General features: G+C 35.7%; 11 protein-coding genes and 2 tRNA genes. 5 read left to right on the top strand and 8 right to left on the bottom strand.

Going from position 1 to position 13,140, the window contains the following annotated elements; translation table 11 throughout:
• Positions 1-1,052 precede the first annotated feature (1,052 nt).
• From ACFIMW_RS04015 to ACFIMW_RS03995, 5 genes are all read right to left on the bottom strand, one after another.
• A tRNA-Arg gene (locus tag ACFIMW_RS04015) sits at positions 1,053-1,129 on the bottom strand.
• 39 nt (positions 1,130-1,168) lie between these two features.
• Complete coding sequence (locus tag ACFIMW_RS04010) at positions 1,169-1,474, bottom strand: ETC complex I subunit (protein WP_375606624.1); 306 nt, start codon at positions 1,472-1,474, stop codon at positions 1,169-1,171.
• 89 nt (positions 1,475-1,563) lie between these two features.
• A tRNA-Pro gene (locus ACFIMW_RS04005) sits at positions 1,564-1,640 on the bottom strand.
• A 711-nt stretch (positions 1,641-2,351) separates the two neighbouring features.
• Positions 2,352-3,041, bottom strand: a complete 690-nt coding sequence (gene hdaA / locus ACFIMW_RS04000) for a DnaA regulatory inactivator HdaA (RefSeq protein WP_375608309.1) — start codon at positions 3,039-3,041, stop codon at positions 2,352-2,354.
• Positions 3,038-4,249: an AI-2E family transporter gene (locus tag ACFIMW_RS03995; RefSeq protein WP_375606626.1), complete on the bottom strand. Its 1,212-nt coding sequence runs from the start codon at positions 4,247-4,249 to the stop codon at positions 3,038-3,040. The genes hdaA and ACFIMW_RS03995 overlap by 4 nt, the downstream gene beginning before the upstream one ends.
• Positions 4,250-4,407: 158 nt before the next feature.
• On the opposite strand from ACFIMW_RS03995, the gene purM reads away from it, so the two are divergent.
• On the top strand, positions 4,408-5,499 hold the full coding sequence (gene purM / locus ACFIMW_RS03990) for a phosphoribosylformylglycinamidine cyclo-ligase (protein WP_375606627.1): 1,092 nt from the start codon (positions 4,408-4,410) through the stop codon (positions 5,497-5,499).
• On the top strand, positions 5,496-6,107 hold the full coding sequence (gene purN, locus ACFIMW_RS03985; RefSeq protein WP_375606628.1) for a phosphoribosylglycinamide formyltransferase: 612 nt from the start codon (positions 5,496-5,498) through the stop codon (positions 6,105-6,107). The genes purM and purN overlap by 4 nt, the downstream gene beginning before the upstream one ends.
• 284 nt (positions 6,108-6,391) lie before the next feature.
• On the opposite strand, the gene ACFIMW_RS03980 is transcribed toward purN, so the two are convergent.
• Positions 6,392-8,926 carry a response regulator gene (locus ACFIMW_RS03980; protein ID WP_375608310.1) on the bottom strand — a complete coding sequence of 845 codons (2,535 nt, stop codon included), beginning with the start codon at positions 8,924-8,926 and terminating at the stop codon, positions 6,392-6,394.
• 218 nt (positions 8,927-9,144) lie between these two features.
• Here ACFIMW_RS03980 and ACFIMW_RS03975 point away from each other — a divergent pair, with 218 nt between their 5' ends.
• Positions 9,145-9,621 (top strand): hypothetical protein, encoded by a 477-nt coding sequence (locus ACFIMW_RS03975; protein ID WP_375608311.1) that lies wholly within the window; start codon positions 9,145-9,147, stop codon positions 9,619-9,621.
• 57 nt (positions 9,622-9,678) lie between these two features.
• Here ACFIMW_RS03975 and dksA read toward each other — a convergent pair whose 3' ends face one another.
• On the bottom strand, positions 9,679-10,095 hold the full coding sequence (dksA, locus tag ACFIMW_RS03970) for an RNA polymerase-binding protein DksA (protein WP_015856486.1): 417 nt from the start codon (positions 10,093-10,095) through the stop codon (positions 9,679-9,681).
• 308 nt (positions 10,096-10,403) lie between these two features.
• On the bottom strand, positions 10,404-10,943 hold the full coding sequence (locus tag ACFIMW_RS03965; protein ID WP_375606632.1) for a flavin reductase: 540 nt from the start codon (positions 10,941-10,943) through the stop codon (positions 10,404-10,406).
• A gap of 146 nt (positions 10,944-11,089) precedes the next feature.
• On the opposite strand from ACFIMW_RS03965, the gene rpe reads away from it, so the two are divergent.
• Both rpe and purB read left to right on the top strand, forming a co-directional pair.
• Positions 11,090-11,776: a ribulose-phosphate 3-epimerase gene (rpe, locus tag ACFIMW_RS03960; protein WP_375608312.1), complete on the top strand. Its 687-nt coding sequence runs from the start codon at positions 11,090-11,092 to the stop codon at positions 11,774-11,776.
• Positions 11,776-13,083 (top strand): adenylosuccinate lyase, encoded by a 1,308-nt coding sequence (purB, locus tag ACFIMW_RS03955; protein ID WP_375606722.1) that lies wholly within the window; start codon positions 11,776-11,778, stop codon positions 13,081-13,083. Before rpe ends, purB begins: the two co-directional genes overlap by 1 nt.
• Positions 13,084-13,140: the final 57 nt, after the last annotated feature.

Below are 13,140 nucleotides of genomic sequence, written 5' to 3'. Positions count from 1 at the left end.
ATAGTGTCAGCTTATTTCTTCATAAGTGTAAAGATGATGGAGCTCAATGGATTTATCATTGTACTATTCACGAGCGCTAGCGTGAAGTGAGCTTTAAGAGATATCTCTTAAAACAAGCGCATAAAATGGCATTCTCCTCACACTGTATTTCTATTGAAATAATGATCACCTTGAATCGTGTGAATTTAGATCTTCAGATCTCATCTGCATAACATTTTAATGTGATTGTTATCCAATATTAAAATACCTCTAATATGATGTACAAACTATAAAGAAATAAGAAAAAACATTTGAAAATTTAAATATGAAATCTAAAAACTTAATTCTGAGATACAATCTATCTCCATTCATATAAATACACAGCATATATTCTTAAACCGATAAGACTAAGAAAACCTAAATATTGATGAATATCTATAACCATACCTGAGAAACAGTGATAATCACGTTAAATCAAATTGTCCGCAAATGCCTCTCATTGAAAAAAACAATATCTTATCTGGGCGGCACATATAACATCTTCTTATACGAAAAAACTATAAAAAAGCAATTCGTTATGAATCCACTGCTTCCAAGACAAGAAGATATTCTCCACCTCTTGTGCCGCCTGTAAATTCTCATCATAAACAGATATCGTTTTTATTCTTCAATGTTTCATAAACTGTTCTAAATCACATCCATCATGCCTTGTATATAATCAAAGTCGATCTTACTAAAGGTCATGCTGAAAAATATAATAATATTATTCATAAAAAATAAAAAAATTACAATAGATGTTTTTTTTTGCAATTTCACCAGCATTAGCAGCAATGCTTAAATCTAATCTAAGAAATAAAATATTCATTTTCAGAAAGATGAAAAGAAGCTCTTAAAAAAGAATTTTTACTGAAAAAAGGTAAAACAGCATTATTTTATACTAAAACAGTCAATAGAAAAACGTTTAGCAACAAAATCAACCAAAAAACATCAAAAAGGTTCGGGATTATACAGAAAAATAAGCTAATACAATAAGAGGAAAACTCTCTTTATAGCCTATTGATATTATTTAAACATGGTGATCCCGACAGGATTCGAACCTGTGACCCACGGCTTAGAAGGCCGTTGCTCTATCCAGCTGAGCTACGGGACCCAACTGATTATTTTCTCAATTCAAAATAGCATTTTTAATTCAATGTGTCCAAGGTTGCTGCCGATCACTGCGAAAATTATCAGAATAAGAAATAGCACGTCGAATCGATGTATGTTTCTTTTCTACACGGTAAGAGATAGCATTCTTACGTGCAAAAGCAATCGCTTCTTCTTTCCTATTAAATCGGATCCTTACCTGATTATTCATATCAGACGTTGCCGTGTATCCCATAAGAGGTTCAAGCATTTTTTCTTTCATCGGCTCATACTCTAGAACCCAAAAACTTGTATTCCCCTTACCTGACTGCATAGCTGTCTTAGCAGGACTATAAATACGTGCGATCATGTCTTTTTCCTTCAGATTAAACAACGCTTGAATGATAGTTTCTCATCACACGTACCCAATTTGGTCATTTTCACACACTCAATCAAATATGGTCGGAGCGATAGGATTCGAACCTACGACCCCCTGATCCCAAATCAGGTGCGCTACCAGGCTGCGCTACGCTCCGCCATTTACATTTACTTGATGCACATTTCCTAAAATTTTCACAACAGAAGTGCAAGAGAAAAACACACTTTTTTTAAATTTTGTTGCATTTCTTTACAAAAAAGCACATTTTTTAATTTTTTCCCCTACTCAATAACAAATTTATTGACAAATAGTAGAAAATAACCTCCGTAAAAAATCCAATCTATATTAAAAAAGAATGAATTTCTCTATAAAGACTTCATAATTTTTATCCTGTTTTAAGCAAGCTCTCACTGTATCAAAACGCATTTCACAGATACAGTTTTAGAAAAAAACAACTTAAATATCATAGAAAAATTTTCCCAAAGAGAACATAAGCCAAAGAATTCAGCTGTATTAAGCTTTTTTCTCCTCTTTTTCTATCTTCCCAAGGACTCTTTTATTAAAAACTCTAGAATCTGCGACAATTCATATTCATAAACAACAAACATTTTTTCAAAGCACAAAGGTTTCATTATAAATAAAATAAAGCGCTCTTTTTAGAAAAATTTTCAAATGCGAAGATGAAAAAAATTCAATATCATACAATAAAATCTCAAAGTTATTTAAAATAATCACATGACAAAAGTAAAAAACACTATTTTTCTCTCTTATATAGATATCCAAAAAAGAAAAAATTTAAATGACTTGTCTTTTCACATATTGAAACGATAATAAAAGGTCAGAATAGGTAAGCCGCGATAAAGAGTATTTACGGATTTCTTCTATTCAAAACTTCAGCAATAACAGCACGTGTTATTTTTCTTTTTCTTTGTAATGCCAACTGATCAACAGAATCAATAACACGCTTCAATGAAAATAAAGAACGTTCACAACGACTTACAAGGTAATAAACCGTATCTGGATGTACAATAAGTTGCCTATCGGAAAAAAGCTTAAAAGCAACAGCTGTTAACAATGCATCATCAGGCTGATTAATTTCAACGAACATCACCGAATTAAGACGACTTTTTAGATCATTTAACGTTAAATTCCAAGCGGAAGGAAGTGTTCGTGCCGTCATCAATAAAGTAGCTTGTCGTGCATCAAGATTTGTTTGCTTAATACTGTTAATTAAATGAAAAAGTTCTGTCTCATTGATTTCACCTGTATCAATATCCTCTATTAAAAATGATCTTCCTAAAGAAGCCATAGTAACAGCCTGATCAAGTTCATTGTACTGAATCCTGAAAGCATCTGCTTTTTGGAGCCATATATTAGAAAAGTGCGTTTTTCCAGATCCTTCTTTACCAACTAAAACTGCAATAGGTAAGCTCCAATTGGGCCAGTGATCAATAAGCTGAAAAGCCATACGATTACTTTCCGTTACCACTAAATCCTCAAATTGAAAAATCGGATCATAAGGAAAATTTAAAGATAATTGCGTTTCACGCCCATTCATTTTAGCGGCTCCGAATTTCCGCTTCGCGAATACATCTGAGAACTCAGATAAGTATGAAGAGCAAAACGAACTAAAACGCCAACAGCCGCTGCCGCTGGAACAGCAACAAGCATACCAGTAAAACCAAAGAGTGAAGAAAAAGCAAAAAGTGAAAACATCAACCATACGGGATGTAATCCCACTGATGAACCTACAAGCTTGGGTTGAAGAATATACCCTTCAATAAATTGACCAATTAAAAAAAGTGCCATCACAACAATGATTCCCCCCCAATTATTGGGATAAAACTGGACCCATGCAATACCAACAGAAAGGAGCAAACCACTCATTGTGCCAATATAAGGAACAAAGCTAATAAGACCAATAAACATACCAATCAAAAGACTAAAATTGAGTCCTGCAATCGTTAAACCAATAGCATAATAGCCTCCCAATATGAGACAAACTGTTCCTTGTCCACGAACAAAGCCTGCAATAGCTCTATCCATTTCATGAAAAATACTACGGACGGTTTCAAGATGATCACGCGGTATTAACGAATCGATTGCTGTTACCATACGTGGCCAATCTAATAACATATAAAATGCCACCACAGGTGCCACAACAAATAGGCTAACGATATTAACGATAGATTTTCCTGACTTTAAAAGTGAATTCAAAAGAGACGTAATAAAATCCGAACCTTCGCCCAAAAATCCTTTAATATTATTCCGTAATTCATTTGGATCACTTCCAAAATAGCGCCTTAACCAATCAAAATCATGCTCAACAAAAAAGGTTTGAATACGATTAATATAAACAGGTAAACCATCACTCATAAACTGCTGTATTTGCCAACTAATAACAGGAATCAAAATAACTAAAGCAGCAACAAAGATAATAACAATAAATAAGGTAATAAGGACAGTCCCAAACACACGACGAATACCAAATTTTTCAAGTAATTGAACAATGGGATTGAGAAAATAAGCCAACACAATCCCTGCCACAAAAGGAAGCAAAATCGATCCAAAAACAAACATAAAAAGAATGAAAAAAATCAGCGTACCCAGCCAAAAAAAGATTTGTCTTTTCATATTATTCGGCAACGGTAATTGAGTATACGCTGGCACATAAGTCTTATAACGATCACGAGATGTATTCTCACTCACTTTCTTTCTCATAAGTTTCCAAGAAGACTGTCCGTGATTATCTGATATCTTGCTCATAAAATATCCTAAAAAAAACTTCACAAAGAATTATAAACAACTTCAAAATAAGCTACAAGAAAAGTTGCTTATTTTCTTATCAATATCTCTTGCAGAGAGAACTCTATCATGGCATTGCATAATATCAAAACCTGATTTTCCATTAAAGGAAGGCTCCAATGAGCAATCAAGATCTTATAAAGAATAAATCCAAAGTCGGCCTTACCTACGCAAAAGCCGGTGTAAACATCGATATGGGTAATGCCATGGTAGAAAAAATCAAACCCTTTATACGCGCTACAAAACGAGCCGGAGCAGATGCAGAAATTGGTGGGTTTGGTGGCCTTTTTGATTTAAAAGCCGCTGGCTTTACAGATCCTATCCTCGTAGCAGCCAATGATGGAGTGGGAACAAAATTAAAAATTGCTATCGAAGTAGGTCACCATAATACTGTAGGTATTGATCTCGTTGCTATGTGTGTCAATGATTTACTTGTACAAGGAGCTGAACCGCTTTTTTTTCTGGATTATTTTGCAACTGGAAAGCTCGACCCTGAACAAGGGGCTGCGATTGTTTCTGGTATTGCAGAAGGATGTAAACAAGCCGGTGCTGCTCTTATTGGAGGAGAAACTGCAGAAATGCCAGGAATGTATGCAGAGGGAGATTATGATCTAGCCGGTTTTGCTGTAGGAGCATGCGAACGCAGCAAGCTACTCCCTTCAAAAGATTTGATAGAAGGTGATGTTATATTAGGTCTAAGCTCCTCTGGAATTCATTCCAATGGCTTTTCGCTTGTTCGACGAATCATCCAGCAAAATTATCTCAAATGGAATGACCCTGCCCCTTTTTCCCCTGAAAACAGCCTTGGTATAGCACTTCTTACACCAACACGCATTTATGTAAAATCGCTTCTTCCCATCATGCGAAAATATGAAGGGATTAAAGCTCTTGCTCATATTACGGGTGGAGGCTTTCCTGAAAATATTCCACGTGTCCTTCCATCTTCTCTCTGCGCTGAAATTAATCTTTCTACCATCAATGTTCCAGCAGTATTTTCATGGATTGCCAAACAAGGTAAAATAGAAGAAACAGAAATGTTAAGAACATTCAATTGTGGTATTGGCATGATCATTATCGTAGCACAGCATGCAGCTGAAGCAATTACACAAGCTCTTGAAAGAAAAGGAGAAACTGTAACTCCACTTGGCATTTTAATAAAACGCCAAGATCAAAATAAAGGAATACTTTATAAAGGGGTACTGAATTTATGAAAAAAAAAATTGTCGTTTTTATTTCTGGTAATGGTTCGAATATGGTCGCCCTTGCTCAAGCAAGCCAACAAACGGAATATCCTGCTGAAATTGTCGCTGTTATTTGCGATAATCCGCGTGCAAATGGTATTGAAAAGGCACAAAATCATAACTTACCCATTCATATTGTTGATCGTAAAGTTTACAAAACAAAAGAAGAGCATGAAGAAAATATTTTTACGATTTTAGATCAATATAAACCAGATTTTCTCTGCTTTGCAGGGTATATGCGCCTTATCTCACCACGTTTTGTAAAACTTTATGAAGGACGAATTTTAAACATTCATCCTTCTCTTTTGCCTTCATTTAAAGGCTTAAACACACATGAAAAAGCTTTACAAGCAGGTGTAAAAATTACGGGTTGCACTGTTCATCTTGTTACAGAAGACGTGGATGCAGGAAAAATCCTTGCCCAAGCAGCCGTTCCAGTCTATCCCCATGATACTGCTGAGCGCTTAGCAGAAAGAGTTCTTAAAGTAGAGCATAAACTCTACCCCGAAGCCTTAAAAGCATTTATTGAAGGAAAGAGCAAAATGATAGATACGCAACAACAGCTTTTATCTTTTTGAGTGTATCAACAATCTATTAATCAGCATATTTCAATGCTTTACACATAGTTTCTGCTCAGTATCTACAATTGAAAATCTCTATGAAATGTTGACATAATAGAGCCCATCTCTTCAATAAATTTTTGCACAAAACATGTGATTTTTTTGAATTTTATTTCATTTTCAAAATTCTTCTTCTTTATTTAATTCTATGACATTATCATAAGCTCTATTTATCAAAATGCTCTCGTATTTAGCCTAAAAAATCTTAAAATACGCACTTTTTCTATTGCATAAATTTTTGCTCATGACGAAAGTGTTTCTTTAACTATTACAGCTAACTGTTTGAGTGTAAAAGGTTTAGATAAAAAACCAAAAACAGCATCTTGTGGAAGATTTTTAGCAAAAGCATCTTTTGCATATCCAGAAACGAAAAGAAATTTGATACCAGGATAGTTTTTACGGACTTCCTTCAATAAAGTGGGCCCATCCATTTCTGGCATCACCACATCGGAAACAATAATATCAACATCTCCTTTTTGTTCCTCAAGAATAGAGAGTGCTTCCACCCCACTTGCAGCCTCTAAAACCGTATATCCTCTCATTTGAAGAGCTCTTACCCCCCCCATTCTGACCGCATCTTCATCTTCAACCAATAAAACAGTCGCAGATCCTGTTAAGTCTATATTTTTATCTTTCTCTTCATCTTTTTCAACCTTTTGAGAAATTTCTCCTTTTATATTGGGGATATAACGGGGAAGAAAAATATGAAATGTTGCTCCTTCACCTTCTTTACTTTCACAATAAATATACCCACCGCTCTGCTTGATAATTCCATAAACCATTGATAAACCAAGTCCTGTTCCTTTTCCAACTTCTTTTGTTGTAAAAAATGGCTCAAACATTTTTTCTTGTATAGCAGCAGATATACCAGCTCCTGTATCTGAAATAATCAATTGCACATACTCGCCAATTGCTAATCCAAGATGATTAAATTCAGCACTTTGTTGCTTTGTAATATTATTTGTCGCAATCGTAACAATACCTCCATCTAACATGGCATCACGCGCATTAATAACCAAATTCATAATAACACGCTGAAAAGATGCTTGATCAACTTCAACGCTCCACAAATCTCTTCCATGAATAATTTTTAACTGAATATTATTACCCAAAAGTGGTAAAATAAGATTGCGAATGTCTGATAAAAACTCTGTAAAATCAACTTCTTCAGGTCGAAGTGTTTGCTTTCTAGAAAAAGCTAATAATTGCTGTACAAGAGCAGCTGCACGATTAGCATTATTTTTAATATTGATCAGATCAGCATGAGCAGGATCAGAACTACGATGCGTATTTAAAAGAAGATCACACGACATTAAAATTGCTGTTAAAACATTATTAAAATCATGAGCAATGCCGCCAGCTAATTGTCCTACAGCTTGCATCTTCTGACTTTGCATCATTTTATCTTCAAGAGTTTTTTGTTCGGTTGTTTCAATCACAGAGATAATAAGCAAATCTTGCAATACATCACCATGATAGGGCGGTACAGACATAATATGGAGCCGTAAATGGCATTCTTCATTTTTTTCTAAAACAGTTTCTAGAGAAACAAAATAATTTTTATTTGTTGCAATTCTCTGAAAAGAACGCTCTAACTGCACACAATCACGACGAGAAATAACATCATAAAAATTGACAGCTTTGTCCATACATCCCGTGAGTAATGAAAAAGCTTTATTCATATGAACCAATTGCCCTGCATGATCCACCACGGCTATTGCAAAAGGACTCGCATCAAAATATTCTCCTAATATACGGGGTAATTTTAATTGATCGTCCTCTTCTTTTTGTATTTGTTGTGGAATGATCACAATACGATAAATAGCCTCCTCTTCTAAGAGAGAAGAAACAGATATAAGACAATGGAATATTTTCTCACAAGTCGTGTGTGAATTTAAACATAACGAAAGCCTATAAGGTAAAGAGTAACCTGAACTTTGATATCTGTTGGTTTGTAAACAGATATCACTCCATGAGCTCTTAGCGCCAACGCTATCAAATAACAAATCAAAATTATATTGACCAATTGAGAAATTAGCTAAATCAATTGAAAACCATTCTGCAAAAGTCGCATTGGCATAAAGAATAGTTCCTTGTCTATTAACGGATACAAAACCAATAGAAGCTTGATCCAAGTGATTGATAGCCTCTTGAAGGTTCGAGAAAAAAACTTCTCGCGTTTGTTGTAAGTGCGAAATATCAGTAATACGCCAAAATAAAAGCTTTTTTTTCTGTTTTGTGATAGGTTGAATGGAAATATTATACCAAACAGACTTTTTTGGTGTAGAATCGGTAAAAATTGGCTGTTCTACTCTTAATTCCTCTTGCGCTGCAAGATTATTACAGGCTGCAACCTTTAAGCGGTACGAGAGGGCACCAGCTCCTGGAAGATCCGCAATAACCCTATAACAAGACACTTCAGGCCTATAGGTCAGAATTTTTCGATAGTTTTGATTAGAATAATAAACAAAACCAGAAAGATCAGAGATTACAATTGCATCATCGCTCCTATTAAAGATGCTAAAATCAAAATCTTCATGCGACCATACATGATATCTTAAAATTCCCATTCCACACAAAACGAGTGTTGCAACACCGATCATTGCTAGAATCAAAAAAGATATTGATATCGCCTGTTGCAAATAGTTTTGTGTATAAAAAAAACCTAAAATACCCACAATGAAAAGAAAACCTAATACAAAAACAACACCAAAAATAACAACTCTCCGATGAAACGAAGACGCTGATCTTTCATTATTCTCAAAATCTTTATCCATCTCTCTTTGCCTTAGCTTATAGCTATTTCTTATGTCACAAAACTTCCTTTATATTCGTTGTTATGTTGTTATAAAGTATATACTATGATATTATCTAAGATAAGATCGCTTAATATTCAAAAGTTTATTTCTTACGTTATAAGTGAACCTTTTGAGGGTATGTTTATAAATTTATCTCAATAAAAAATAATATTTCCATACAAAATGGGAGAAAATCTATGTATATCTGGTTATCAGAGCAAATAGGTGTATCTGCGGCAAACATAACGATAAGCTTTTTGATTTTTTTAATAACAATCGCAGCTATTACCATAATTATCGTATTTTTACGCCGTTTAAATACAAGAAGATTCAACATTAATAGAAAAAAAAGCCTATCGCGATTAGCATTATGTGAAGTAATTTCTATAGATCGAGCACGCCGCCTTGTTTTAATCCGTTGCGATAATAAAGAACATTTGCTCCTTATTGGTGGATTAACAGATATGGTTGTAGAATCCGATATTACCGGTACATCCAAAATACAAAAGAGAGAAACACACACACATCTAAATTCCACCCCTACAGAAAGAAACGATATATCGGATAAAAGTCCCTCTCCTTTTACGAATCAAGCGGTAAAAGATTCAGCCATCACCGCCGAAATTGAGGGGCGGCAAGAACCATCTTTATTCATTCCTACCCCTCAAAAATAAAAATATACAATTTTATCACCACGAATTTCGTTTGTTTATCATCTTAATAACCTTACCTTAATCATCGCGATAAACTCTTTCACGTCGTTCGTGACGTTCTTGCGCTTCCAATGACAAAACGGCTATCGGCCGAGCCTCAAGACGCTTTATACTAATGGGTTCGCCGGTTTCTTCACAAAAACCGTATGTCCCATTATCAATGCGCTCTAAAGCAGCATCTATTTTTGAAATAAGTTTCCTCTGACGATCACGAGCACGTAATTCGATTGTACGATCAGTTTCACAAGAAGCCCGATCAGTCAAATCGGGTTGACCAACATTCTCTTCCTGCAAATTTTCCAAAGTCTCACGAGCTTCTTTTAATATATCATTCTTCCAAGAAACCAATTTAGCACGAAAATACGCCTTTTGCCGCTCATTCATAAAAGGCTCATCTTCACTAGGGCGATATTGACCATCAATCTCTTCGCTCATGCAATAAAAAACCTCCACATATGCTATGTGCGGTCTATATATTGTGCAATACCCATCAACACAAGAGTAAAATGTTTTTTCATAACAATCAACGAATATATCTAAATGCACTGTTTAGGTTTTATCGCTTTTTTATGTAGATTGAACTCTTGATTAAATCTCATCCAGAATCATTTTTCTCGCTTATTGAAAAACCTTAAAAAGAAGGAAATCAGATATCAGAGCCATCTCTCCCCTACTCTCTACATTGTTTAAAATCTAAATGAAGCAACAATAAATCATTTCATCAATGCAAAAAAATAAAATCTTTATAAAGGCAAAGTGTGATATTCACGTTTCAAATACATCAGAGCATCTTTTTCTTTATTACAGTTAATTGCAACAACCTCACCAATCAAAACACAATGAGTTGCGTGTTCGTGCCAACAAATCAAACGACAATCAAACGACGCTAGAGCGTCTGAAAGACTAGGCGCCCCCGTTTGCAAAGCTCCCCATTGAGCAACATCAAAACGCTCATTTTGTGTAGAATTGCAACGCCTCGAAAAAACATCCGCTAATGAGCGATGTTTTCCTGCCAAGCTATTAACACAAAAATTTCCATTCTCCATAAACACCTGATTCTTTAAATTATGACGCATAAGACAAACAAGAAGGGTTGGAGGATTATCAGATAAAGAACAACACGCCGAAACAGTCACCCCGCGTCTTCCCTTAATACCATTTGTTGTCACAATATGCACAGCTCCTGCAAAAAGACTCATGGCATCTCGATATTCTTGGGAAGAAACCGCAATAGTATGTTTATGTTGAAGTTCAGGCATCAAATATGTTTTATGATTCGACATATCTTTCACTTATAAAGCTTTAAAATTTCAAGCGATCTTTCCATAAAAAGACCTATAATACATATTTTTTCTTTTCCGTCATAACACAAAAAATATTTGTGTATACACAGCGATATGATAAAAACTGCCAATCTAAGGAGATTTTAATGCCCCATGCTCATCTCATTTCACCTTCTCTCTTGGCTTCTGATTTTTCTAAACTTGGACAAGAAATGTTAGATGTTGTTGATGCTGGTGCAGATTGGCTTCATCTTGATATTATGGATGGGCACTTTGTTCCTAACATCACCTTTGGTCCTGAAATCGTCAAAGCTCTGCGCCCATTAACAAAAGCAATATTTGATGTCCACCTGATGATCGCACCAGTAGACCCTTATTTAGAAGCTTTTGCAAAAGCAGGTTCAGATATTATAACTATTCATGCTGAAGCAGGTCCACATCTTCATCGTTCACTCCAAACAATCAAAAAAATGGGGAAAAAAGCAGGAATCGCACTCAATCCAAGCACCCCTGAACATATGCTTGAATATTTGCTTGATCAATTAGATCTCATTCTCATCATGACGGTCAATCCCGGTTTTGGTGGACAAAGTTTTATTCCAGAAATAAAAGATAAAATTAAGCGCGTTAAAAGCATGATTGCAAACCGCCCTATTGACCTTGAAGTTGATGGTGGTATCACCGTTGATACAATTGGGATAGCTGCAAAAGCTGGTGCAAATGTATTTGTCGCAGGCTCTGCAATTTATAAAGATGGAAATAAAGAGCTTTACAAAACACGTATTAGTGCATTGCGCCAAGCCGCAATCCTCTCACAACAAGGAAAAAAATGATGATCGCACGTTATTCTCGCCCTGCAATGGTAACAATTTGGTCTCCCGAAACAAAATATCGTATTTGGTTTGAAATAGAAGCCCATGCCTGTGATGCCCTTGCTCACTTAGGGATTATTCCGAAAGAAGCCGCCAAAGTCATTTGGGAAAAAGGGGCAGCAGCTAAATTTGATGTCAATCGCATTGATGAAATTGAAGCAATTACCAAACATGATGTTATCGCATTTCTAACCCACCTCGCTGAATTCATTGGACCAGAAGCACGTTTTATCCACCAAGGTATGACATCATCTGATGTTCTCGATACAACGCTGAACATTCAATTGATGCGTGCGAGTGATATTTTGCTAGAGGATATAGATCAACTTCTTGAAGCATTAAAAAGACGTGCTTTTGAGCATAAAGAAACAATCACCATTGGGCGGAGTCATGGCATTCATGCTGAACCGACAACTTTTGGAATCAAGTTTGCTCTTGCATACGCTGAATTTTCCCGTTGTCGCAAACGTCTTCTTGCCGCACGAGAAGAAATTTCTACTTGCGCGATTTCAGGAGCTGTAGGAACTTTTGCTAATATCGATCCACGCGTTGAAGAACATGTAGCAAAAGCCTTGAGGATGCGTGCTGAACCGGTTTCCACCCAAGTAATACCAAGAGATCGTCATGCTATGTTTTTTGCAACACTTGGTGTTATTGCTTCCTCTATTGAAAGGCTAGCAATAGAAATACGCCATTTACAACGAACAGAAGTTCTTGAAGCAGAGGAACATTTCTCACCTGGGCAAAAAGGTTCATCGGCAATGCCTCATAAACGTAATCCAGTTTTAACAGAAAATTTAACTGGACTAGCCCGTATGGTACGTGCATTTGCACTCCCCGCCATGGAAAATGTAGCTCTTTGGCATGAACGTGATATTTCCCATTCATCTGTTGAGCGTTATATTGCTCCAGATGCGACGATTACACTTGATTTTGCTCTTTCTCGCCTCACATCTGTCATTGAAAATCTCATTGTCTATCCAGAAAATATGCAAAAAAATCTCAATAAATTCCGCGGTCTTGTTCACTCACAACGGGTTCTTTTAGCACTCACACAAGCAGGGATTAGTCGTGAAGATTCTTATCGGATTGTACAACGAAATGCGATGAAAGTTTGGGAACAAGGAAAAGATTTTTTAGAAGAACTCCTCAACGACAAAGATGTTACCAAAGCTTTAAGTGAAGAAGAACTTCGCGAAAAATTTGATCTTTCTTACCACACCAAACATATAAATACGATTTTTAAACGTGTTTTTGAAGAACAATAAAGCGACATAGAAAACCAAAATCCATTCCACCTATGATCAAAAATCTGTTGTAACAAA

Origin of the sequence: Bartonella sp. AC329YNZD (assembly GCF_042196685.1) — a bacterium.
GTDB lineage: Bacteria > Pseudomonadota > Alphaproteobacteria > Rhizobiales > Rhizobiaceae > Bartonella.
The sequence above is the reverse complement of the archived record's forward strand: the minus strand, read 5'-3'. Positions and strand labels throughout refer to the sequence as shown.

Bases quoted from the DNA above. Each gene is read 5' to 3' on its own strand.
- ACFIMW_RS04010 (WP_375606624.1), bottom strand. From the start codon at position 1,474: ATGATCGCACGTATTTATAGTCCTGCTAAGACAGCTATGCAGTCAGGT.
- hdaA (WP_375608309.1), bottom strand. From the start codon at position 3,041: ATGAATGGGCGTGAAACGCAATTATCTTTAAATTTTCCTTATGATCCG.
- ACFIMW_RS03995 (WP_375606626.1), bottom strand. From the start codon at position 4,249: ATGAGCAAGATATCAGATAATCACGGACAGTCTTCTTGGAAACTTATG.
- purM (WP_375606627.1), top strand. From the start codon at position 4,408: ATGAGCAATCAAGATCTTATAAAGAATAAATCCAAAGTCGGCCTTACC.
- purN (WP_375606628.1), top strand. From the start codon at position 5,496: ATGAAAAAAAAAATTGTCGTTTTTATTTCTGGTAATGGTTCGAATATG.
- ACFIMW_RS03980 (WP_375608310.1), bottom strand. From the start codon at position 8,926: ATGGATAAAGATTTTGAGAATAATGAAAGATCAGCGTCTTCGTTTCAT.
- ACFIMW_RS03975 (WP_375608311.1), top strand. From the start codon at position 9,145: ATGTATATCTGGTTATCAGAGCAAATAGGTGTATCTGCGGCAAACATA.
- dksA (WP_015856486.1), bottom strand. From the start codon at position 10,095: ATGAGCGAAGAGATTGATGGTCAATATCGCCCTAGTGAAGATGAGCCT.
- ACFIMW_RS03965 (WP_375606632.1), bottom strand. From the start codon at position 10,943: ATGTCGAATCATAAAACATATTTGATGCCTGAACTTCAACATAAACAT.
- rpe (WP_375608312.1), top strand. From the start codon at position 11,090: ATGCCCCATGCTCATCTCATTTCACCTTCTCTCTTGGCTTCTGATTTT.
- purB (WP_375606722.1), top strand. From the start codon at position 11,776: ATGATCGCACGTTATTCTCGCCCTGCAATGGTAACAATTTGGTCTCCC.